This window comes from Streptomyces sp. NBC_01478 (assembly GCF_036227225.1).
In the GTDB taxonomy this organism is placed as follows: Bacteria; Actinomycetota; Actinomycetes; order Streptomycetales; family Streptomycetaceae; genus Streptomyces.
This window is the reverse complement of the sequence record NZ_CP109444.1, coordinates 7,841,006-7,863,581: the sequence shown is the minus strand read 5'-3', so window position 1 is coordinate 7,863,581 and position 22,576 is coordinate 7,841,006. Positions and strand designations below refer to the sequence as shown.

Genomic DNA, 22,576 nt, shown 5'->3' with positions numbered 1-22,576 from the left:
GCAGGCCGCACATACCCAGCCCGTCCGGCGCCCCCCAGCCCGTCCGGCGTTTGAGGACGAGGCCGTCCAGGCCGAAGCGGGGGTCTGGGGGCGCAGCCCCCAGGGACGGTCACCCAGACACCGCCCCCGCCAAGCTCAGCGGCAGCGCCCCCGTATGCAACACCCCCAACCTCTGCGTAGCCCGAGTCAACGCCACGTACAGATCACTCGTGCCGTACCGCCCCGGCTCGACCACCAACACCGAGTCGAACTCCAACCCCTTCGCCTGCCGAGGATCGAGCAGCACAACGCTCCGCGTCAGATCCGGCTCCGCCCCCGCCGTCACCCCGTCCAGCCGCGCGGCCAGCCTCCGGTGCAGATCACGCGGCGCGATAACGGCCAACCGCCCCTCCGCGGGCGTGAGTTCACCCACGGCCTTGGCAACGGCACCCGGCAGATCGTCAGTGGCGCGCACCCAGGGCCGTACACCAGTGGACCGCACCGAACTCGGCGGTTCGAAGGACGGATTCTCCGCGCGGACGACGGCCGCCGCGAGGTCCATGATCTCGGCGGGGGTGCGGTAGTTGACGCCGAGGCGGGTGTGGTCGAAGCGGTCCTCGACGTACGGGGCGAGGATCTCCGACCAGGAACCGACGCCCGCCGCTTCGGCCGTCTGGGCCGGGTCGCCGACCAGGGTCATCGACCGGGTGGGGCTGCGGCGCATCAGCAACCGCCAGGCCATCGGGGAGAGTTCCTGCGCCTCGTCGACGATGATGTGCCCGAACGCCCAGGTACGGTCGGCCGCCGCGCGCTCGGCGGCGCTGCGGTGGTCCTCCTCCTCGTGCCGCTCCGCGAAGCGCTCCGCGTCGATGATGTCGTGCGCCGACAGCACCTCGGAACCCTCGGGATCACCCTCCTCCTTGTCCTCGAACTCGAACGTCCGGGACGCGAAGGACACGTCCAACACCCCCTGTGCGAACGACACTTGCTCCTCCCGCTCGCGCTGGGCCCGCGCCCGCCGCACCCGGTCGTCCCGCCCGAGGAGTTCCGCGGCCTCGTCGAGCAGCGGTACGTCCGCCACGGTCCACTCGCGGGTCACCGGGCGGCGGATGGCGTCCGCGTCGTCGTCGGAGACGTAGCCGACGGGGTCGGCGAGGAAGTCCGCGACGAGGTACTGCGGGGTCAGCCGCGGCCACAACTGGTCGATGGCCGCCCAGACTTCGGGGTTCTCGGCGAGTTCGTCGCGGATCTGGGTGATGTCGCTCGGGTCCAGCAGGTTGCCGCCGTCGAACGGATCCGTGCCGATGCGTTCGGCGACCATCTCGGTGAGGGTGTTGAGGATGTGGCCCTCGAAGTGCTCGCGGGCCGCGTTGTGCGGGAGTTGGGCCTCACGGGTGCGGTCGCGGGCCATGCGGACCAGGCCGTCGTCGAGCATGAGGATCTCGCGGTCGTGCTCGATCGCGATGACCGGGTCGGGCAGGGACTGCCAGTCGCGTACGACCCTGGCGAGGACGTCGGCCATGTCGGCGCGGCCCTTCACGGCGGCCGCCGCACGGCTGTCGGTGGCCGTCGCCTTCACGCCGGGGAACAGCTCGCCGACGGTCGCCAGCAGGACGCCGGTCTCGCCGAGGGAGGGCAGCACCTCGCCGATGTAGCCGAGGAACGCGGGGTTCGGGCCGACGATCAGGACGGCGCGCTTGGCGAGCAACTCCCGGTGTTCGTACAGGAGATACGCGGCCCGGTGCAGCGCGACCGCGGTCTTGCCGGTGCCGGGGCCGCCCTCGACGACGAGCACTCCGCGATGGGGCGCCCGGATGATCTCGTCCTGTTCGGCCTGGATGGTCTGCACGATGTCGCTCATCCTGCCGGTGCGCGCGGAGTCGAGCGCGGCGAGCAGCACGGCGTCGCCGGTCGGGTCCTCGTGGCCGGTGCGGGTGGCGTCGCCGAGGTCGAGGATCTCGTCGTGCAGGGCGGTGACGCGGCGGCCGTCGGTCGTGAGGTGCCGGCGGCGGCGCAGGCCCATCGGGGTGTGGCCGGTGGCGAGGTAGAAGGGGCGGGCGACGTCGGCGCGCCAGTCGATCAGGATCGGGCTGAGGTCGGCGGCGCGGATGCCGATCCGGCCGATGTGGTGCCGGACGCCGGAGGTCAGGTCGATCCGGCCGAAGCAGAGCGAGCCGTCCACGGCGTTCAGCGCGGCGAGCAGCCCCGAGCGCTCGGCGACCAGGATGTCCCGCTCCAGCCGGGCCTGCATGGGCGTGTTGCCCTGCCCGAGCGCGTCCGTGACGGAGTCCTCGGTGGCGCCGCGCAGCGCGTCCACGCGTGCGTACAGACCGTCGATGAATTCCTGCTCACCGTGAATTTCATCGCTGTTTGACAATTCCACTCCCGGACCTATATACTGTGCTCACTGAGCCTCTTTGCGACTCAATTCCCGTGAAGTCGCGAACCATTGAATATACGCAAAAGAATCCCCCGAGCGCAATTGCTCGGGGGATTCTTTTGCGTATGGGGCGGGATCACAGCACGTCGGAGAGCTCCTCCAGCAGCCGGCGCTTGGGCCGCGCCCCCACCATGGCCTTCACCGGCTCGCCGCCCCGGAAGACCATGAACGTGGGCATCGAGAGAACCTTGTAGGCGTTCGTCGTCTCCGGATTCCGGTCTACGTTCACCTGCACCACTTTCAGCCGATCCGCCTCCTCGGCGGCGAGCGCGCGCAGCACCGGCCCCATCTGCCGGCACGGCGGACACCAGTCGGCGGTGAATTCCACCAGCACCGGCAACTCGGCCCCGATCACCTCGGCCGCGAAATTCCCGTCCGTCACCTCGATCACGTCTGTCGCCTCGATCACAGTTCCCGCCCTCCCAGTTCGCACAACGGTTCCGGCTCCTCGACCGTCGCCAGCCGCACCCCGATCTCCGCCCGCACCGCCTGCAACTCCCCGATCAGGGAGTCCAGTTCGGCCAGCTTGCGCCGGTAGACCGCGAGCGACGCCGGGCACGAGTCGCCCTCCGGGTGCCCGGCCCGCAGACACTCAACGAAGGGCCGCGTCTCCTCCAGGTCGAACCCGAAGTCCTGCAAGGTCCTGATCTGCCGCAGCAGCTTCAGATCACCCTCGTCGTACGTCCGGTACCCGTTCCCCCCGCGCCGCGCGGGCAACAGCCCCCGCGACTCGTAGTACCGCAACGCCCGCGTGGTGGTCCCGGCCCGCGCGGCCAGCTCGCCGATTCGCATGCCTACGACGGTAATCCTTGACGTCGGCGTCAGGGCAACAGCGGTTTCCGCTCCACCGGGGAGGTCAGCACGATGGACGTCGTGGTGCGCCCGAGGGCGGAGACCGCTTCGAGGACGTCCTCCAGGTGGACGGTGTCCCGGACGGCGACCTTGAGGATCCAGCAGTCCTCGCCGACGACATGGTGCACCTCGGTGATCTCGGGCCGCCCGATCAGCTCCAGGGTTCTGGGGTGCTTCAGGGTGTAGCCGCCGTGCGGGTCGACCCGGATGAACGCCTGGATGCCGTAGCCGAGCCGGCCGGGGACGACATGGGCGCCGTAGCCGCTGATCACGCCCGCGGTCTCCAGGCGGCGGACCCGCTCGGTGACCGCCGCCGGGCTCAGCCGGACCCTCCGTCCGAGTTCGCTGAGCTTGATCCGGCCGTCGGTCTGGAGGAGGTGGAGGATCTGCCGGTCCACCGCGTCGAAGGCCACCGGTGTTTCGTCGGCGGTGGCTCGCGGATGCCGTGGTTCTTTCGGTGCGGCGGCCTGAACTCCCATGTCTCCCCCTTCAGATCCTGCTGGTACGCCCGAAGAATTATGGTCATGGAAAAGGCACGGGACGTACTGGTCATCGGCGGCAGCCGCTACTTCGGCAAGCGGCTGATCGCGCGGCTGCTGGCCGCCGGGGACCGGGTCACGGTCCTCAACCGCGGGTCGTCGGCGCCGCCCGCCGGGGTCGTCCACCTGATCGCCGACCGCGACGACGAGGACGCGCTGCGCGCCGCGATCGGCCCGCGCACCTTCGACGTCGTCGTCGACCAGGTCTGCTACACCCCGCGCCAGGCGGCGATCGCCCGCCGCGTCCTCACCGGCCGCACCGGCCGCTATGTGATGACGTCGACCGTCGAGGTGTACGAGTACGAGGACTCGCCAACACTGGTGAGCGAGGCGGCCGTCGATCCGCTCGCCGTGTCCGTAGACCTCGAACTCCCTTGGGACGACCCGGAGTTCCTCGACGCGCACTACGGCGAGGGCAAGCGGCAGGCGGAGGCGGTCTTCGCGGCCGAGCCGGAGTTCCCGTACGCGGCGGTCCGGGTGGCCCATGTCCTGGGCGGCGCCGACGACTTCACCGGCCGCCTGGACCACTACGTCGACCGCATCCGCACCGGCACGCCCATCGCCGTCCCCCGCACCAACCACCCGGCGACCTACATCCACGTCGACGAGATCGCCGACTTCCTCTTCTGGACGGTCGGCCAGGACTTCACGGGCCCGGTCAACGCGGCCTCCCACGGCCCGCTCACCACGGAGGACCTGTGCGAGGCGATCGCCGCCCACATCCCGTCCGGGAGCGTGGTGTTCAGGACGGCGACGGAGGGCGAGACCTCGCCGTTCTCCTTCGCCCGCTTCTACGGCATGGACAACTCCCGCGCCGCACAGCTCGGTTACACCTTCACTCGGGCGCGGGAGTGGCTGCCGGAGGCGGTGCGGTAGCCGAGGACGCCGCTCCGAGCAGCCGCCGCGTCAACCGGTCCTGGTCGCCGAGGAGTTCGTCGAGGGCCGCGCGGAGGTCGGCGGGTTCCGTGACCGCCGACTCGCGTTCGGCCGCGATCAGCACGGACCGGCGTACCAGCTCCTTCGTGAAGGACGCGGTCGTGCCCTCCGTGCGGGACACGACCTCGGCGGTCACCTCCTCGTCGAGGTCCAGGCCCGTGCCGTAGAGGGCCAGGAGGCGGGCCCGGCCCGGGGCGTCCGGGAGGGGGATCTCCACGGCGAGGTCGACGCGGCCGGGGCGTTGGACCAGGGCCGGTTCGAGGAGGTCGGCGCGGTTGGTGGTGAGGAGGAAGGCCACGTCGGCGTCGTCGCCGAGGCCGTCCATCTCGTTGAGGATCTGGAAGAGGAGGGGCTGTTCGCCGCTGCCGTGGTCGCGGGCCTCGGCGATCAGGTCGCAGTCCTCCAGGACGACGAGCGCGGGCTGGAGCATCCGGGCCAGGGCGCATGCGGGGCCGATGGCGTCGATGCCGGTGCCGGACAGGACGACGACCGTGAACTGCGGGAGGTGGGAGAGGAGATAGCGGATCGTGTGGGTCTTGCCGGTGCCGGGCGGGCCGTAGAGGAGGAGGCCGCGGCGCAAGTGCTGGCCGGCGGCGCGGAGTTGCTCGCGGCGGCGGGCCACGCCGACGACCTGGCGTTCGACGCGCTCCAGGAGGCCCTCGGGCAGGACGATGTCCTCGCGGGTCAGGGTGGGGCGGCGGTGGAAGCGGAACGGGCCGAGGCCGTGGCCGAACTCGGAGCCCTCGAAGGAGAGCACCTGGCCGCGGAAGATGTTGTGCTCGCGCACGAGCACGTCGATCTGGGCGAGCAGCCGGTCCGCGAACTCCTTGTCCCGCGCGAGGACTTCGATCTCCACCTTGTCGCGCCCGTACTCGTCGGCCGGTCCGCGCAGCAGCACCGCGAACCGGTCCTCGCCCTCCGCGCCGAGGTAGAACCCGCAGGAGACACAGGGGAGTTCGTCGTCCGGCGAGATCGGCAGATGGGCGTAGTCGACCGCCCCGATCGTGAACCGGTCGTGGCGGTCGGCGGCTTCAAGGATGTCGCCGAGGGTGAGATCGCCGCGGTTCTGCGCGCCACGCATCCCGATCAGTTCGTACGAACGCCCTTCCCCGGCGAACCAGTTCTCCAGCGCGAGATGCACGTTCGGGAGGTCGTACGGCGGATACGCGGCCTTGACGACGGGCCGGTCGGCGGGTGCCGTGCCGAGGTGCGCGCGGAGACGTTCGGTGAGGTTGCGGGCGGGGTCGTAATCCTTCGGCTTGGGGCGGGCGACCGCGGCGAGGAACTGGTAGAAGAGTTCGCTGATCTGCTGCAACGACAGGGGCGAGGACTCGCGTTCGGCACCGTATCTGCGCTCGTGCTCGGCCGCGCTCATGAACTCCACTCCGCCCGGTTCACCCATGTCTGCCTCCGTAAAGCCCAGGTTCCGATGTTTCGGACCAGAGTGTCAGACCAGGAGCCCTCGGGCGTCAGACCATGACCCCGGCCGAGGTCTCCACCTCCAGCAGGGAAGCGCTCTCCCGTTCCTCGTCGAAGGCCTTCCGGCCGCCGCGCAGGCCGAACAGCCGCTTGGCCAGGGCGATATAGACGACGGCGAGGATGTTGAGAACGAGGGTGGCGATCTTCAGCCAACTGATGTGTTCGGTGAGTTCGTAGATCTCCAGCGGCAGGAACGCGGCGGTGGCGACCACCGTCAGATACTCCGCCCAGCGCTTGGCGTACCAGAGCCCGCCGGCCTCGACGAGTTCGATCAGCGCGTACGCGAGCAGCAGTACGGCGACCAGGACGAGCGTGGAGTGCTTGTAGCCGAAGGTCTTCTGGATGGAGCCGACGATCGGCGAGTGGTCGAGGTCGTAGTGGAAGTGCTTGAAGACCGGGCGGAAGACGTTCAGGTAGTCGTCGAAGAGCTTGCGCACCGAGTCCTGGCTGTTGCTGAACTTCCACACCGCGGCGGCGACCAGCACGATGAACACCCCGCGCACGGCCCGCTCGATCGCCAGGAAGCGCAGGATGAACAGATCCCGCAGCACCTTCCCGCGCGGCACCAGCGGGGCCTGCTCGGCGGGCCCCGAGCCGTGCGGTTCGCCGAGGACGAAGTCGCCGCAGCGCAGACACCGCCAGGCCGTCCCCAGGCCGGTCTCGGCCCGCAGCCGCTCCCGCAGTGCCGTCTCGTCGGGCGCGTACGTCACATGTCCGTGCCGTGCGCAGTGCCGCCGGTCCCAGTCGATCTTCATGCCCATGGCCCCCGTGACTCCCACCGAACGTGAACGTGCCGTGCCGCGCCGGAGGTTTCCGGCACGGCACGGCACGCTAGTGCATCTGCTTGAACGGCCGCCCCGGAGGGCGGGTGGAGCGATGTGGACCGGGCGGCTGAGCGACGGGGGGACACCCAGCCGCCCGGCGTGGTCGGGGCGTCCGGGCCGTGTTCAGGCGGGTCCGGGCGCCCCCGCTGAGGGGGGCGGGTCAGGCCTTGGCGAGTTCCTTCTCGCCGCCCTGCTCGGGCACTCCGTCGAGGTGCTCGTCGCCGTCGTGCTCGTCGAGCAACGTCTTCTCGTCGAAGGGCAGTTCACCCGCGAGGACCCGGTTCACCCGCTCCTTGTCGACCTCGCCGGTCCAGGTGCCGATGAGCAGCGTGGCGACGGCGTTGCCGGCGAAGTTGGTGACCGCGCGGGCCTCGCTCATGAAGCGGTCGATGCCGATGATCAGGCCGACACCGTCGACCAGGGCCGGCTTGTGCGACTGCAGACCACTGGCGAGTACGGCGATGCCGGAGCCGGAGACACCGGCCGCGCCCTTGGAGGCGACCATCATGAAGAGCAGCAGCCCGATCTGCTGGCCGATGCTCATCGGCTGGTCCATCGCGTCGGCGATGAACAGCGAGGCCATGGTCAGGTAGATCATCGTGCCGTCGAGGTTGAAGGAGTAGCCGGTCGGCACGGTGATGCCGACGACCGGGCGGCTGACACCGAGGTGCTCCATCTTCGCGATGAGCCGCGGCAGCGCGGACTCGGACGAGGAGGTGGAGACGATCAGCAGGAACTCACGGCCGAGGTACTTCAGCAACTGGAACAGGTTGACCTTGGCGACCAGCTTGGTCAGCGTGCCGAGCACGACCACGATGAAGAGGAAACAGGTGACGTAGAAGCCGGCCATGATCGTGCCCAGTGCCTTGAGCGCGTCCATGCCCGTCTCGCCGATCACCGCGGCCATCGCGCCGAAGGCACCGACGGGCGCGGCCCACATGATCATGCCGAGGATGCGGAAGACCAGCTTCTGGATGTACTCGACGCCGCGCAGCACCGGCTCGCCGGTCCGGCCCATGGCCTGGAGCGCGAAGCCCGCGAGGAGCGCGATCAGCAGCGTCTGGAGGACCTGGCCCTCGGTGAACGCCGACATGAAGGTGGTCGGGATGATCCCGAGCAGGAAGTCGACCGGGCCCTCGGCGGCGGCCTCGGCCTGCGTGTGTCCGACGCCCTTGACCGCCTCGGTCAGGTGCATGCCGCTGCCCGGGTGGATGATGTTGCCGACGACCAGGCCGATGGCCAGCGCCACGAACGACATCCCGATGAAGTAGGCGAGCGCGAGTCCGCCGACCTTGCCGACCTGCGCGGCCTTCCGTACGGAGCCGACGCCGAGCACGATCGTGCAGAAGATGATCGGCGAGATCATCATCTTGATCAGCGCGACGAAGCCCGTACCGATCGGCTTCAGTTCCTTGGCGAAGTCCGGCGCGATGAACCCGACGGCGATGCCGAGGGCGACCGCGACGATCACCGCGATGTAGAGGTAGTGGGTGCGGTCCCGCTTCGCGGGCGGTGCTGCGGGTGCGGCAGGTGCGGGTGCGGGGGTGCTGGCCACGGCTGCCCTCCTTGACGACGTCGTCGGCATCATCCGGCGTGCGGCTCACGACCGGCGGAACCCGGGCTGTGAGTGCGGCTCACGTCCGGGGATTGCATGGGTTGCATGAATGTCACGGGTGTTACGGCGGTCCGCACTGATCGATGTGCGGCCCCGTCCGGGAGGCGGCTGCTTCCGGGGGTTGCGGTGACTATCTCCCGGCTTGTGAGGGCGGTCACCCTTACGTTCATTTAGTTCGCGCTTAACAGGAGAGGCACACTGACGACATGCGCTTCCCGCACGTCCCCCGTCCCCGCAGCCTGGCCGGCCAGCTCTTCGGCATGCAGGCGGTGCTGATAGCGGTCGTCGTCGCCGGGTACGCGCTGTTCACCTACGTCAGCGACCGCAGCCAGGCCGAGGACGCGGCCGGCCGCCAGGCCATGGCGGTGGCGCGGTCGGTCGCGGACTCGCCGTCGGTGGTGGCGGCGATCGGTACGTCCGACCCGACCGCGCATCTGGAGACGTACTCCGTGCGCGTCCAGCGGGACACCCAGGTCGACTTCGTCACGATCATGAACCGGCAGGGCATCCGCTGGACCCACCCGGTCAAGGACCAGATCGGGAAGAAGTTCCTCGGCCACTACAAGCCCGCCCTCGAGGGCCGGTCCTTCACCGAGACCTACACCGGTACGCTCGGCGCGTCCGTCCGCGCGGTCACCCCCGTCTACGACTCCGGTCACACCCGGATCATCGGCCTGGTGAGCGCCGGCATCCGGGTCGAGGCGATCACCCAGCGGGTGCAGGACCAGGTGACGGCGCTGATCGGGGTCGCGGCCGGCGCGCTGGCACTGGGTGCCGTAGGGACGTATGTCGTCAACGCCCGCCTCCGCCGCCACACCCACAACATGAACGCGACCGAGCTGAGCCATATGCACGACTACCACCAGGCCGCGCTGCACGCGGTGCGGGAAGGGCTGCTGATGCTCGACGGCCAGTACCGGGTGGCGCTGATGAACGACGGCGGACGCGAACTGCTCGGCGTGACCGGGGACCCGGTGGGCCGCTCGGTGGCGGACCTCGGCCTGCCCGCGCCGCTGACGGGGGCGCTGCTGTCGTCGGAGGAACGGGTGGACGAGGTGCATCTCACGGCGTCGCGGGTGCTGGTGGTGAACACATCGCCGGTGTCGGGCGGTGAGCGCCGCGGAACGGTGGTCACCCTCCGGGACGTCACCGAACTCCAGTCCCTGATGGGCGAGTTGGACTCCGAGCGCGGCTTCACACAGGCGCTGCGCTCACAGGCGCACGAGGCGGCGAACCGCCTGCACACGGTCGTCTCGCTGATCGAACTGGGGCGCGCGGAGGAGGCGGTGGACTTCGCGACGGCCGAACTGGAGCTGGCCCAGACGCTGACCGATCAGGTCGTCTCGGCGGTGAACGAGCCTGTGCTGGCTGCCCTGTTGCTGGGCAAGACGGCCCAATCGAACGAGCGGGGCGTCGAGTTGGTCGTATCGGAGGACAGCGGCATGGACGACGGCCTGCTGCCGGATTCGCTCTCCGCCCGGGACCTGGTGACGATCCTCGGCAACCTGATCGACAACGCGGTGGACGCGGCACAGGGAAGCCTGCGGGCACGGGTCACGGTGACGGCCCGCACGGAGGCGGACGCGGCGGGCCCCGGCTCCGCGCTGGTCCTCCGTGTCGCGGACACGGGGTCGGGGGTGGATCCGGCACACGCGGAGGCGGTCTTCCAACGGGGCTTCTCGACGAAGCCGGCGGGGCCTGGGGGCCGGGGGCTGGGGCTGGCGTTGGTACGGCAGGCGGTGAACCGGCACGAGGGAACGTTGACGGTGGCCGAGGCGGAGGGGGGCGGGGCGGTGTTCGAGGTGCGGTTGCCTTTGTGGGGAACGGTGGCAGAGGAGAGTGCGGGCGGTGTCCGGGCCTCGTCCCAGGGTTCTGTTTCCAAAGGTGGCAACTCATGACTACGGCCGACCCGATCCGCGTCCTCATCGTCGAGGACGATCCCGTCGCCGCCGACGCGCACGTGATGTACGTGGGGCGGGTGCCGGGGTTCGTGGCGGTGGGCAAGGCGCATACCGGAGCGGAGGCTCGGCGGGCGCTGGAGCGCACCCAGGTGGACCTGTTGCTGCTGGATCTGCATCTGCCGGACGCGCATGGGCTGCAACTCGCGCGGTCGTTGCGGGCGGCGGGGTATCACGCGGACGTCATCGCGGTGACCTCGGCGCGGGATCTGGCTGTCGTGCGGGAGGGGGTGTCGCTGGGGGTCGTGCAGTACGTGCTGAAGCCGTTCACTTTCGCCACGCTGCGGGATCGGCTGGTGCGGTACGCCGAGTTCCACGCGGCCGCGGGTGAGGCGAGCGGCCAGGACGAGGTCGACCGGGCGCTGGCCGCGCTGCGAGCGCCTTCGCCTGCGGCGCTTCCCAAGGGGTTGAGTGCGCCGACGTTGGAGCGGGTGACTGTCGCTCTGCGGGACTGTGGGGAGGGGCTTACTGCGGCGGGGGTTGCGGTGGCTGTGGGGATTTCTCGGATTACGGCTCGGCGGTATCTGGAGCATTTGGTGGAGGCGGGGAGGGCGGCGCGGAGTCCGCAGTACGGGACTGTGGGGCGGCCTGAGTTGCAGTATCGGTGGGTTAAGGGGTGAGTGGGGGGTCGGGGTCTAGTTCTGCGGCGCGGGTGCGGGATTGGGCGGCTTCGGTGGGGGCGTTGGCTCGGGTGTAGGCGTTGGCGGACTGTAGGTAGGCGGTTCGAGCTTCGGTGGGGCGGTGGGCGGCCTTGTGGGCAAGGGCCAGGTTGTGGAGGGTTCGCCCCTCGCCATACCAGTCCTCAAACCCTCGGCGCAGTTCCAAGGACTTGCCGTACGCCTCAACCGCCTCTTCCATCCGGCCCGCGTCCTGCAGGGCCGCGCCGATGTTGTTCAACGCCTTGGCCTCGTTGTGGCGATCCCCTGCAGCTTGGTACAGGTCGCGGGCACGGGTGTGGGAGTCAACGGCGTCCCCCACCCGGCCAACGTCCTGCAAGGCCACGCCGAGGTTGTTCCACGCCATGGCCTCGCGGTGGCGGTCCCCAACGTCCTGGTACAGGTCGCGGGCACGGGTGAGAGCCTCGATCGCCTCCGTCGCCCGACCCACGTACCGCAGACCGTTCCCGAGGTTGTTCCACGCATCGGCCTCGCGGGGGCGGTTCCCAACGCCCTGGAACGCGTCGCGGGCACGGATGTGGGCGTCGATCGCCTCCGTCGCCCGGCCTGCCTCCTTCAGGGCGAGGCCGAGGCGGTCCTCCGCGATAGCCTCGCCCAGCCGATCGCCAGCACGGTGAGCAACCTCCTGGGCGATACTCGTGACAGTGGCCCAGTCGTCGAAGAACCGCCGCCACCCCAGATATTTCTCCAGGCACCCGGACAGCCGTACCGCCGTGCCCGCGAACCGTTCCTCCCGCGCCCAACCCACCGCCGCCACCAGCCCCGCCCGCTCCCCGTCAAACCACGCCAACGCCTGGCCCAAGTCCCCGAACCGCTGCGGCTCCACCATCCCCGGCAACCACCGCAACCGGTCATCAGCCGCATCCGCCCACCGGTGGTAAAACGCCAACACCCGCTCCCGCGCCGCCTCCCCCTCCTCACGCAACCCGGCATCCTCCGCCACCACACTCACCCCAAACGCACGGACCAAGTCATGCAACCGCCACCACCCACGCCCGCTCCCCCGCTCGACCAGATGCGCCCGGGCCAGATCTCTCAACTCCCGCACCGGAGGCGCATCGCCCCCGACCAGAGAGGCAACAACCTCCTCACTCACCTCGGTCCCCGGCGCAAGGGCCAGCAGCCGCAGCAGCCGAGCCTGCTCCGGCGGCAGCCGACGATAAGAGAGTTCGAAGGCGGCACGAACGCTCCGTTCACCGTCGTCAAGGTGAGCGAGACGATCACGTGACTCACCCAGCTCCGCGACGAGTTCAGTCACCGGCTTACCAGGGTCCTCCGCCAGCAACGCGGCGGCGATCTGCAGCGCGAGCGGCAAATGACCGCAGAGCAAGGCAAGTTGCTCGACCCCATCGGTGTCATCGACGACCCGCGTGTCGTCCGGGTCGGCGAGCCGCAACGCGCGATCGAGAAGTTCGTACGCCCCCTTCGGCGCGAGTTGATCCAACGACACCAGCCGCGCCCCCAGTTGAGCCAACCGGTCCCGCGACGTGACCAGCACCCGATGACGCCCGTCCCCCGGCAACAACGGCCGTACCTGATCCGGCGACGAAGCATTGTCGGCAAGCACCAGCACCGCACCCCGCTCCCGCGCGCGCCCCGCCAGCGTCGAACGATAAAGCGCGACCCGCTCGTCAGCCGTAGCGGGAATGTGCTCAGGCGGAATGCCAAGGGCCCGCAACAACGCCTGAAGCGCCCGGTCGGAGGTCACCGGCTCCTGGTCGTACCCGTGCAGGTCGATGAACAGCACCCCACCCGGAAACCACCCTCGTGCACACGCCAGATACGCGGTCTCGACAGCCAGCGCGGTCTTCCCAATGCCCCCAAGCCCGGAGACCGCCGCGACGAGAACCGCCGGCATCTCCCCCGACTCCCCCGCCGGGTCCAAGGCCCGCAACAACGCCGCCGTCTCGCTCTCCCGCCCGGTGAACCCACCAGGCCTCGACGGCAACCCGGCCAACGCCTCAGGCACAGCGCCCCCACCCCGCTGAATCACCACCTGTACGCCAACGACCTCCCGCAGAAACACCCCACCCCGGAAGTCCGCATGATCCCCGTCGTACCAGGAGGCCGCAGCCCCACTCCCCATAGCCCGCGCAACCGCACCGGCCGCGCCACCCGGATCAGCGGAGAGCAGCTCAGCCAAGGCCTCACCCCACTCCCGCACGGCATCACGCCAAGCGGGATCATTCGCCGCCTCGGCGATCTCCCGCCCGGACGCCCCGCCGTCGAGCCCCACCTTCTGCGCGAGCTCCGCCACCGCACGACGCCCCGCATCCCCACCGGCCCCCGCCGACAGAGCCTCCAACAGCGCAGCTTTCATGCACTCGTCCCACCGTTCCGTACCAGGCTCGCGCCGCCCGCCCCCAAGAGGTCAACGGTAGAGGCTTGGGCGGGAGTTCACGCGGCCTTCGCGTACCAGACGACCTGCCAGGCCAGCCCCGCCACGGCGAGCGCCTCCGCCCCCGAGACAGCAACGAGCAGCCCACTCCCCGCGTCCACCCAGAACACCGCCAACGCGGCCAGCGGCACCACGCAGAACGCCGTCAGATCCACCGCGACCTGAACCACCTTCCGGGCCCCGCGCCGCCGATCCCCCCGATGCGCGGTCTCCCACCCGAACGCCTCGAACCCACCGCCCGGTTGGGCCAACGCCGCAAGCCGCGGCCCGAGTTCGTCGCGGACGTACGCCCCGATCGCGGAGATCTTCTGGTCGTTGACGAGATACGTCCATCCCAGCACGACACACACCGGCGGCAACGCCAGCAGCATCGACGCCTGCTTGGCCTGCGCGGCGGCGGCGATGACGGCGGCCACGACGCCCAACGTGACGTAGAGCAGGTTGTCCCGGAATCCGATCCGCGCCTTCTGCTCGTCCTTGACGCTCTGGTACTCGGCGAGCAGCAACTGCCCGACCGTTACGTCCTGTTCCGGCACTCGATTCCCTTCCCCCGCAGTACCTTATGAGTGTGCCGGAGCCGCAGCCCACAGTCCTCGTCCTGACCGCACTCCCTCTCGAATACGACGCTGTCCGCGCGTACGTCGAGAAGCGACAGGAACGCGTCCACACCGACGGAACCCGAGTCGAGCAGGGCCAACTGGCCGACACCGCATGGCAAGTCGCCATCAGTGAGCTGGGCGTCGGCGCCGACCGGGCCGCCGCTCTCACCACTCAGCTCATCAACTGGCTGCGTCCACAAGCCGTGTTGTTCGTCGGAGTCGCCGGCAGCCTGAAGGACGACGTCGAGATCGGGGACGTCGTCGTCGGAACGCAGGTGTACGAGATCTACGGCGGGAAGCAGACGCCGGAGGGTTTCCTGGTCCGGCCGAAGGCCCTGCCGGGTTCGCACCCGCTCGAACAGGCGGCTCGTTCCGCGGTACGGGACATGGCCGACGTACGGGCGCACTTCATGCCGATCGCGACGGGCGATGTGGTCCTGGCGGACGCCGAGTCCGAGATCGCCCGCTTCATTCGCAGCAACTACAACGACGCCGGCGCGATCGAGATGGAGGGCTTCGGAGCCCTCCAAGCGGCCCATCTGAACGGCCAGTTGAACGCCCTCGTCATCCGGGGCATCAGCGACCGCGCCGACGCCGCCAAGCACGAGGCCGACGCCTCGGGTTCACAGCAACGGGCCGCCAAGCAGGCCGCGTTGGTGACAGTGGCGCTGCTGCGCAAGCACCGGCCACGCGAGGGTTCCGCCGGCGCCGAGGAGGAGCCCCATCGGGGCCACCGAGGGGACGACGGAGCGACGTACGGCGGAGACCACATCGACTTCCGGGGCGGGACCTTCAACGGGCCCGTCGTCGGGAAGAGGGTCGACGGGCGGGGGTAGGGGTACCGCTCACGGGCCGGTTCCGCGCGCGAGCGCGAGCCTGCCGCCACGACCGCTCGGTTTCACCGGCCGCTCGGCCGAACTGGACCGTCTGCTACCGCACTTGGCCCCCGACACGGACGACACGACCACCCTCCCGCTCCTCATCTTCGCCGTGACCGGCATGGGCGGCATCGGCAAGACCGCGCTGGCGGTGGAGGCGGCGTATCGGGCACGGGGCGAGTTCCCTGGCGGGACGCTCTTCGTGGATCTGCGGGGGTACGACGACGACCCGGTCACGGCCGACCAGGCGGTGGTGGCGCTGCTCGACGCGCTGGGTGTGCGGGGGCAGGATCTGCCGCCCACGGCGGAGCGGCAGTACGACGTGTACCGGGGGCTGTTGGCCTCGCGGCGGGAGCGGATGCTGCTGATCCTGGACAACGCGTCGGACCCGTCGCAGTACGTGCCGCTGCTGCCCGGCACGGACAACCACCGGGTGCTCATCACATCCCGGGACCGCCCCAACGCCCTTCCGGTGCGCCTCATCGACCTTGAGACGCTTGACCCGGAGGAGTCCGTCGCTCTGGTGACCCGGGCCCTGCACGACACCGACGAACGGGACGAACGGCCGGAGCAAGAGCCGAGCGCACTACGCGAACTGGCCGACCTTTGCGGGCACTTGCCGCTGGCTCTCCAGATCGCGGCGGGGATGCTGCGCATGCGCAGACACCGTGACATCGCTTCGCTGGTGACCGAGATCCGGAAGGCCGGGGATCCGACGGTCGTCCTCGACAAGGGCAGCCCCGGGACGGACCTGTACGGCCGGTCACTTGTGTTGCGCCCTGTGCTGGAGACGTCGTATCGCCGACTGCCGTCGGACCAGGCCCGGTTGCTAAGGCTGTTGTGTCTTGCTCCGGGGACGGACAGCGGAGTGGAGACGGTTGCTGCGCTGGCTGGTCTCGAACTGGAGCCTGCGGTTTGCCTGTTGGAGGAGTTGGAGGCGACGCATCTTGTTTCGCCGGTGCGGCGCGCAGACGAGCTGCGGTGGCGGGTACATGACCTGGTGCGGGCGTTCGGGGTGAGTGTGGTCAAGGGGGATGCGAGGTTGCGGGAGGAGGGTGAGGCGGCGCGGGAGCGGGTGCTGAGGTCCTATCTGCGATGGGCGAGGGCGGCGGATGACCGGTTGCGGTGGCTGCCGGGATTGCCGGAGCCGGAGCGGTTCGCGGACCGGGCTGGGGCACTCGCGTGGCTGGACTCCGAGCGGGCGGGGCTCGTGGCGGCGGTGCAGTGGGCGCGGGAGGAGCCGTACGCGGACGCAACGGTACGGCTGTCCCAGTGCCTGGCGGAGTATCTGGACTGGCGGCGCTCTTTCGACGACAAGATCACGGTGTGCGGTGCCGCGCGGGACGCCGCCCACCGTGCCGGTGACCGGATAGGCGAGGCCATCGCGTGGAACAGCCTCGGCATCGCCCTGCTGGAGACGGGCCGGGCAGGCGAGGCCATCGACGCCCTCACCCGCGCCCGCGACCTGCACCAGGCTGCCGGGAACCGTCACCGCGAGGCCATAGCGTGGGCCAACCTCGGCAACGTCCTGCGGGTAACGGGCCGGGCAGAGGAGGGCATCGACGCCCACACCCGCGCCCGCGACCTATTCCAAGCCACCGGGGACCGTCACCGCGAGGCCACGACGTGGGGCAACCTCGGCAACGTCCTGTGGGAAACGGGCCAGGCAGAGGAGGCGATCGACGCCCTCACCCGCGCCCGCGACCTGCACCGGGCCGCCGGGGACCGCCATGGCGAGGCCGGGGTGTGGAACAACCTCGGCAGCGCACTGTGGGAGGCGGGCCGTACGGAGGAGGCAGTTGAAGCGTTCGAGAAGGCCCTGGAGAGCCTCCGGGAGTTCGATGACTGGTACGGGACGGGCCGCACCCTCTACAACCTGGCTCTCGCCCACGAGGACGCCGCCCGCCCCGCCGAAGCCCGAACCACCTACCTCCAATCCGCCGCCGCCTACACCCGAGCCAACGCCCCCGCCGAAGCCGCTCTCGCCCAATCCCTCGCAGACTCATTGACCTGACTAGACCACTCCACTTACCTTCACCGGGCAGCCATCCGCCCAGGCCACACCGCAGTGAGCCCGTAGGAGGTCGTGCCCGTGCGCCCCACCGCCGCCCGCCCCCACCGAACTGCCCTTCTCACACCCCTAGTTGCTCTCGCCCTCGCCGCAACCGCCCTCACCGCCTGCGGATCCGGCTCCGGAAGCGACCCGGACACCGTCAAAATCTCCTTCAAGCAGTCGACGGACAACTCCATCAAGGTGATGGACACCTACCTCGCCGACATAAAGAAGCAGTTCGAGAAGCAGTACCCCGGCAAGAAGGTCGAGCTCGTCCCGATCAAGGCCCCGGACTCGGAGTACTACACCAAGCTCCAGCAGATGCTCCGCTCCCCGAAGACCGCCCCGGACCTGGTCTACGAGGACACGTTCCTCATCAACAGCGACATCACGTCCGGCTATCTCAAGCCCCTCGACCCCTACCTCGCCAAGTGGCCGGACTGGAACCAGTTCATCGACACGGCGAAATCCGCCGCCAAGGCCGAGGACGGGAAGACGTACGGCGTCCCGGACGGCACGGACACCCGAGGCCTCTGGTTCGACAAAGGGATCTTCAAGAAGGCGGGCCTGCCCGCGAATTGGCAGCCGAAGACGTGGGACGACGTCCTCGCCGCGGCCCGCACGATCAAGCAGAAGGTCCCCGGCGTCACCCCCCTCAACGTCTACACCGGCAAGCCCGCCGGCGAAGCCGCCACCATGCAGGGCTTCGAGATGCTGCTCTACGGCACGAATGACGGCACCACGGACCCGCTCTACGACACGTCGACGAAGAAGTGGATCGCCGGCAGCCAGGGTTTCAAGGACGCCCTCTCCTTCGTCCACACGGTCTACAAGGACAAGCTCGGCCCGGATGTCTCCGACGCCCTCGACCCCAACATCCAGACCTACGTGTTCGGTGAGATGCTCCCCAAGGGCAAACTGGGCATCGCCCTGGACGGATCCTGGCTGCCTCAGGCGTGGTTGAAGGGCAGCGGTCATGAATGGCCGCAGTGGTCACAGGAGTTGGGCCTCGCCTACATGCCCACCCAACACGGCCAGGCCCCTGGCAAGGTGAGCATGTCCGGCGGCTGGACCTGGGCGATCCCCTCCAAAGCCGGCAACCCCGACCTCGCCTTCGACTTCATCAAGACGATGCAGACGAAGGCGAACGCGGAGAAGTGGTACATCGCCAACTCCGGTATCTCCGTGCGGAAGGACGTCGCCGCCGACCCCGCCTACGCGACCGCCCAGCCCGGCATCAGGTTCTTCACGGACCTCGTCGCGAGCACGCACTACCGCCCCGCCTACCCGGCGTACCCGAAGGTCTCCACCGCCATCCAGGAGGCGATGGAGGGCGTGACGACGGGCGACATGTCGGTGGACAAGGCGGCGAGCTCGTACGACGACGAGCTCAAGTCGGCCACGGACAACCAGGTCACCCAGCGGTGACCACCGCACCCCGGCAGGCGCCGGGCCCGGACGCGACGGCGTCCGCCCCGGGCCCGGCCCTCACGCAGTCCGCGCACCACCAATCCCCGCGCAACGACCACCGCACCCTCCGCCGCGTCCTCACCCACCTCCTCCCCCTCTCCCCCGCCGTGATCCTCCTGCTCCTCTTCCTGGCCGTCCCGATCGGCTACTGCGCCTACATCGCCTTCACGGACCTCCAACTCACCGGCCAGGCCCACTCGTCGTTCGTAGGCTTCGCGAATTTCCGTACGGCCTTCAAGGACACGGAGTTCCTCAACGCGGTCTGGCTGACGCTGGTGTTCACGGTGTTGTCGTCGCTGGTCGGCCAGAACACCCTCGGCCTGGCGCTCGCCACGCTCATGCACCGCGCATCGAAACCGGTCCGCACACTCACAGGCGCAATCGTCATCACGGCCTGGGTCCTCCCGGAGGTGGTGGCCGGCTTCCTCCTCTACGCCTTCTTCCGCCGCGAGGGCACCCTGAACGCCATCCTGGACTGGCTCCATCTCCCGTCCCAGAACTGGCTGTTCACGCTCCCGATCCTGGCGGTGTCGTTCGCGAACGTCTGGCGCGGAACGGCGTTCTCGATGCTGGTCTACTCAGCGGCCCTGGACGAGATCCCCCAGGAGATCACCGAGGCGGCGGAGGTCGACGGCGCGGGCGGCTGGCGTCGCATGTGGCACATCACGCTCCCGATGATCCGCCGCTCGATCGGCACGAACCTGATGCTCAACACCCTCCAGACCCTCTCCGTCTTCGGCCTGATCTGGGTGATGACGCGCGGCGGCCCGGGCGACAAGAGCCAGACCCTCCCCCTCTACATGTACGAACAGGCCTTCCAGAACAGCATGATCGGCTACGCCACGGCGGTCGCACTGCTCCTGCTCCTGGTCGGCTCGCTCTTCTCGGTGATCTACATGCGCCTGCTGCGAACGGAGGTCTGACCCCATGGCACTCACCGTCTCCTCCCGCCGCAAGAGCCGGCGCCTGGCGGCGGACGCGGGGCTGCTGGTGGTCGCGGCGACGTTCGCGCTGCCGCTGCTCTGGGTGGTCCTGTCGTCCCTCGACGCCCACGCGGACCTCAAGGTGAAGGCCCCCGACGGCCTGACCCTGGACAACTTCCACGCGATCCTGAAACCGGACATCACCTTCACGCCCCTGCTCAACAGCCTGATCCTGTGCGGGTTCGGGACGCTGCTGACGGTGGTGTGCTCGGCGCTGGCTGCGTATCCGCTGTCCCGCTTCCGGTCGCGCCTGAACCGCCCCTTCCTCCTGACGATCCTCTTCGCGACGAGCCTTCCGATCACGGCGATCATGGTGCCGGTGTACGCGTTGTTCGTGCAGGTGAATCTCATCGACACCATGCAGGGCACGATCTTCTTCTTCGCCGCGTCCCAACTCCCCTTCGCCATCTGGCTGATGAAGAACTTCATGGACGGCGTACCGAAGGAGTTGGAGGAAGCGGCGTGGACCGACGGGGCGTCGTCGTTTCAGTCGCTGGTGAGGATTGTTCTTCCGCTGATGGGGCCCGGGGTGGCGGTGGTGACCGTCTTCTCGTTCGTGATGATGTGGGGGAACTTCTTCGTTCCGTTCATGCTGCTGCTTACGCCGGACCAGATGCCGGCGAGCGTGAGCATCAACGAGTTCTTCGGGAATCGGGGGATGGTGGCGTACGGGCAGTTGGCGGCGTTTTCCGTTGTTTATTCGACGCCGGTGATTTTGTTGTATGTGCTGGTGGCTCGGCGGTTGGGTGGGGGGTTTGCTTTGGGTGGGGCTGTCAAGGGGTGACCTCTTCGGCCCAGGTGCGGGCTTGGGCGGCTTTGGTGGGGGCGTTGGCTCGGGTGTAGGCGTCGGCCGACTGGAGGTAGCAGGCGCGGGCCTCGGCGGGGCGGGCGGCGTGCTGGTGGGCGCGGGCCAGGTTGGAGAGCGTCTTGCCCGTCTCGTACCAGTCCTCGAACTCCCGGAAGCCCTCCAGGGCCTTCTCGTACGCCTCAACCGCCTCCTCCACCCGGCCCAGCCGACGCAGGGTGGTGCCGAGGTTGTTCCACGCGCCGGCCTCGCCGTGGCGGTCTCCGACGGCCTGGAACAGATCGCGGGCGCGAGTGCGGGCGTCGAATGCCTCCCCCGCCCGGCCCGCCTCCCCCAGGGCGCCGCCGAGGTTGCCCCACGCCATGGCCTCGTGGGGGCGGTCCCCCACGGTCTGGAAGAGGTCGCGGGAGCGGGTGTGCGCGTCGATCACCTCCGCCGCCCGGCCCGTCCGCCGCAGGGCGACGCCGAGGTTGTTCCACGCCATGGCCTCGCCGGGGCGGTCTCCAACGGTCTGGAAGAGGTCGCGGGCGCGGGTGTGGGCGTCGATCGCCTCCTCGATCCGGCCCACCTCCCGCAGGACGATGCCGAGGCCGGTCCACGCGCTGGCCTCCCCCACCCGGTTACCGGCGCGGTGGGCAGCCTCCCGCGCGACATCGCACACCGTGATCAAGTCGTCGAAAGAACGCCGCCAGTTCAGATACTCCGCCAGACGCTGCGACAGCCGTACCGCCGTGTCCGCGTATCGCTCCTCCCGCGCCCACTGCACCGCAGCCACCAGCCCAGCCCGCTCGGAGTCCAGCCACGCCAACGCCCCAGCCCGATCTGCAAACCGCTCCGGCTCCGACCTCCCAGGCAGCCACCGCAACCGGTCATCCGCCGCCTCCGCCCACCGCAGATAGAACTCCAGCGCCCGCCCCCGAGCCGCCTCCCCCTCCTCCCACAACCCCACATCCCCGTTGACCACACCCACCCCGAACACCCGCACCAAGTCATGCAACCGCCACCGCCCACGCCCACTCCCCCGCTCAACAAGATGGGCACGGGACAACGCATCGAGCACGCGCACCGGCGGGGTGTCCACCCCGTCCAGCACGGCGACGACCTCGTCCGTCACCTCGGGCCCCGGAGCCAGGGCCAGCAGCCGTAGCAACCGGGCCTGTTCAGCCGGCAGGCGCTGGTACGACAAGTCAAAAGCGGCCCGCACGCTGCGCTCGCCGTCGTCGAGGTGCAGGAGTCGGTCACCGGACTCGGCGAGTTCCACGACGAGTTCGGCCACGGACTTGTCCCTGTCGATGACGAGTAGGGCTGCGGCGATCTGAAGGGCCAGGGGCAAATACCCACACAGCAAGGCGAGTTCGGCAGCCGCGTCACTCTCATCCGCCACCCGCGCATCACCCGAGGCGGCGATCCGCAACGCCCGGTCCAGAAGGTCGTACGCCTCCTCCGGACTCAGCTCTCCCAACGGCAGGAGCTGCGCCCCCAGTTGGGGCAACTTGCTCCGCGAGGTGGCGAGCAGCCGGTGCCGCACACCCCCCGGAAGCAGCGGGCGCACCTGCTCCGCCGAGGACGCGTTGTCGGCAAGGACGAGCACGGCTCCCCGCTCCCGCCCGCGCTTCTCGAGCGCCGATCTGTACAGCGCGGCCCGCTCGTCCGTCCCGTTCGGAATGTGCTCCGGCTCCGTGCCCAGGGCCCTCAGGAGAGCTTCCAGTGCCTGATCAGCCGTGCCGGGATCATCGTCGTAGCCATGAAGGTCGACGAAGAGCACCCCGCCCGGGAACCAGTTCTTCGCACAGGCCGCGTGCGCCGCCTCCACCGCGAGCGCGGTCTTGCCGATGCCACCGAGCCCGGACACAGCCGCGACCAGAACGGCCTCCGCCCCTTCGGTCACGGACGGGTCGAACGCATCGAGCAACTTCCTCAGTTCGCCGCGCCTGCCGGTGAATCCGGCCGCCTTGGCCGGCAGGGCGTCCAGCGCCGTGGGTGCCGCGGCGTGCTGGTAGATGGTGCCCTTCGCGACAAAGGGCCCCTTGAACTCCCCACCGCGAAAGTCGAGATGATCCCCGCCGTACCTGTCGACCATCGCGCCGTCCC

Annotated in this window: 18 protein-coding genes; 8 read left to right on the top strand and 10 right to left on the bottom strand. The window is 69.5% G+C overall.

The features are described 5' to 3' along the window. Positions 1-109: 109 nt before the first annotated feature. The 4 genes from OG223_RS35790 to OG223_RS35775 form a co-directional block, all read right to left on the bottom strand. Positions 110-2,338 carry a HelD family protein gene (locus OG223_RS35790; RefSeq protein WP_329265652.1) on the bottom strand — a complete coding sequence of 743 codons (2,229 nt, stop codon included), beginning with the start codon at positions 2,336-2,338 and terminating at the stop codon, positions 110-112. A gap of 157 nt (positions 2,339-2,495) precedes the next feature. Then, positions 2,496-2,828, bottom strand: a complete 333-nt coding sequence (locus OG223_RS35785; protein ID WP_329257683.1) for a thioredoxin family protein — start codon at positions 2,826-2,828, stop codon at positions 2,496-2,498. Continuing rightward, positions 2,825-3,211: a MerR family transcriptional regulator gene (locus OG223_RS35780; RefSeq protein ID WP_200689812.1), complete on the bottom strand. Its 387-nt coding sequence runs from the start codon at positions 3,209-3,211 to the stop codon at positions 2,825-2,827. The genes OG223_RS35785 and OG223_RS35780 overlap by 4 nt, the downstream gene beginning before the upstream one ends. Positions 3,212-3,240: 29 nt before the next feature. Beyond that, positions 3,241-3,750: an Lrp/AsnC family transcriptional regulator gene (locus OG223_RS35775; protein ID WP_329257678.1), complete on the bottom strand. Its 510-nt coding sequence runs from the start codon at positions 3,748-3,750 to the stop codon at positions 3,241-3,243. Positions 3,751-3,789: 39 nt separating this feature from the next. On the opposite strand from OG223_RS35775, the gene OG223_RS35770 reads away from it, so the two are divergent. Further along, positions 3,790-4,686 (top strand): NAD-dependent epimerase/dehydratase family protein, encoded by an 897-nt coding sequence (locus OG223_RS35770; RefSeq protein WP_329257675.1) that lies wholly within the window; start codon positions 3,790-3,792, stop codon positions 4,684-4,686. Here OG223_RS35770 and OG223_RS35765 read toward each other — a convergent pair. The 3 genes from OG223_RS35765 to OG223_RS35755 form a co-directional block, all read right to left on the bottom strand. Continuing rightward, entirely contained in the window at positions 4,646-6,148 is a 1,503-nt protein-coding gene (locus OG223_RS35765) for an ATP-binding protein (protein ID WP_329257672.1), read from the bottom strand. The two genes, OG223_RS35770 and OG223_RS35765, sit on opposite strands and share 41 nt — an antisense overlap. Positions 6,149-6,215: 67 nt before the next feature. Next, entirely contained in the window at positions 6,216-6,980 is a 765-nt protein-coding gene (locus OG223_RS35760) for a DUF2127 domain-containing protein (protein WP_329265650.1), read from the bottom strand. Between the two features lie 229 nt (positions 6,981-7,209). Next, positions 7,210-8,637: a cation:dicarboxylate symporter family transporter gene (locus tag OG223_RS35755; RefSeq protein ID WP_443073776.1), complete on the bottom strand. Its 1,428-nt coding sequence runs from the start codon at positions 8,635-8,637 to the stop codon at positions 7,210-7,212. 233 nt (positions 8,638-8,870) lie between these two features. On the opposite strand from OG223_RS35755, the gene OG223_RS35750 reads away from it, so the two are divergent. Both OG223_RS35750 and OG223_RS35745 read left to right on the top strand, forming a co-directional pair. Beyond that, positions 8,871-10,562, top strand: coding sequence for a sensor histidine kinase (locus OG223_RS35750; protein WP_329257669.1), 1,692 nt, complete (start codon positions 8,871-8,873; stop codon positions 10,560-10,562). Beyond that, positions 10,559-11,242, top strand: a complete 684-nt coding sequence (locus OG223_RS35745) for a response regulator (RefSeq protein WP_329257665.1) — start codon at positions 10,559-10,561, stop codon at positions 11,240-11,242. The genes OG223_RS35750 and OG223_RS35745 overlap by 4 nt, the downstream gene beginning before the upstream one ends. Here the strand turns inward: OG223_RS35745 and OG223_RS35740 are convergent. Next, a complete protein-coding gene (locus OG223_RS35740; RefSeq protein WP_329257662.1) occupies positions 11,232-13,619 on the bottom strand; it encodes a tetratricopeptide repeat protein in 2,388 nt (795 codons plus the stop codon). The genes OG223_RS35745 and OG223_RS35740 overlap by 11 nt on opposite strands. A gap of 77 nt (positions 13,620-13,696) precedes the next feature. Then, complete coding sequence (locus tag OG223_RS35735; protein ID WP_329257659.1) at positions 13,697-14,233, bottom strand: hypothetical protein; 537 nt, start codon at positions 14,231-14,233, stop codon at positions 13,697-13,699. 26 nt (positions 14,234-14,259) lie between these two features. Between OG223_RS35735 and OG223_RS35730 the strand changes: the two genes are divergently transcribed. The 5 genes from OG223_RS35730 (at position 14,260) to OG223_RS35710 (ending at position 20,464) form a co-directional block, all read left to right on the top strand. Beyond that, positions 14,260-15,132: a 5'-methylthioadenosine/S-adenosylhomocysteine nucleosidase family protein gene (locus OG223_RS35730; protein ID WP_329257657.1), complete on the top strand. Its 873-nt coding sequence runs from the start codon at positions 14,260-14,262 to the stop codon at positions 15,130-15,132. A gap of 163 nt (positions 15,133-15,295) precedes the next feature. Continuing rightward, on the top strand, positions 15,296-17,188 hold the full coding sequence (locus OG223_RS35725) for a tetratricopeptide repeat protein (protein WP_329265646.1): 1,893 nt from the start codon (positions 15,296-15,298) through the stop codon (positions 17,186-17,188). Between the two features lie 78 nt (positions 17,189-17,266). Continuing rightward, positions 17,267-18,655 carry an extracellular solute-binding protein gene (locus OG223_RS35720; protein WP_443073775.1) on the top strand — a complete coding sequence of 463 codons (1,389 nt, stop codon included), beginning with the start codon at positions 17,267-17,269 and terminating at the stop codon, positions 18,653-18,655. Next, positions 18,652-19,620, top strand: coding sequence for a carbohydrate ABC transporter permease (locus OG223_RS35715; protein WP_329257650.1), 969 nt, complete (start codon positions 18,652-18,654; stop codon positions 19,618-19,620). The genes OG223_RS35720 and OG223_RS35715 overlap by 4 nt, the downstream gene beginning before the upstream one ends. A 4-nt stretch (positions 19,621-19,624) precedes the next feature. Beyond that, complete coding sequence (locus OG223_RS35710; protein WP_329257647.1) at positions 19,625-20,464, top strand: carbohydrate ABC transporter permease; 840 nt, start codon at positions 19,625-19,627, stop codon at positions 20,462-20,464. Here OG223_RS35710 and OG223_RS35705 read toward each other — a convergent pair. Then, positions 20,454-22,565 (bottom strand): tetratricopeptide repeat protein, encoded by a 2,112-nt coding sequence (locus OG223_RS35705; RefSeq protein WP_329257644.1) that lies wholly within the window; start codon positions 22,563-22,565, stop codon positions 20,454-20,456. The two genes, OG223_RS35710 and OG223_RS35705, sit on opposite strands and share 11 nt — an antisense overlap. Between the last annotated feature and the right edge of the window lie 11 nt (positions 22,566-22,576).